The sequence below is a fragment of the Domibacillus indicus genome (assembly GCF_023715895.1).
Classification (GTDB): Bacteria; Bacillota; Bacilli; order Bacillales; family Domibacillaceae; genus Domibacillus; species Domibacillus indicus_A.
Genome location: NZ_JAMBOO010000113.1, coordinates 1 through 337, shown reverse-complemented (window position 1 = coordinate 337; position 337 = coordinate 1). Strand labels below are relative to the sequence as shown.

At 48.4% G+C, this 337-nt stretch carries 2 tRNA genes; both read right to left on the bottom strand.

Going from position 1 to position 337, the window contains the following annotated elements:
* Nucleotides 1-53: 53 nt before the first annotated feature.
* Nucleotides 54-127 (bottom strand) — tRNA-Pro (locus M3221_RS25880).
* Between the two features lie 85 nt (nt 128-212).
* Nucleotides 213-286: transfer RNA gene (locus M3221_RS25875), tRNA-Arg, on the bottom strand.
* Nucleotides 287-337 lie beyond the last annotated feature (51 nt).

Below are 337 nucleotides of genomic sequence, written 5' to 3'. Positions count from 1 at the left end.
CTGCGTGCAAAGCAGGCGCTCTCCCAGCTGAGCTAAGGCCCCATTTTAATCAATCGGGAAGACAGGATTCGAACCTGCGACCCCTTGGTCCCAAACCAAGTGCTCTACCAAGCTGAGCTACTTCCCGGATTTGAACAGGATGTTCTGTCTTTTAAAAATCATATCAACTTTCAAAAGAATCTTGTAAGAACTCTGTTTCATATATAAAATAACGCGCCTGAGAGGACTCGAACCTCTAACCGCTTGATTCGTAGTCAAGTACTCTATCCAATTGAGCTACAGGCGCAAAAGTGCGGGTGAAGGGACTTGAACCCCCACGCCTTGCGGCGCCAGATCC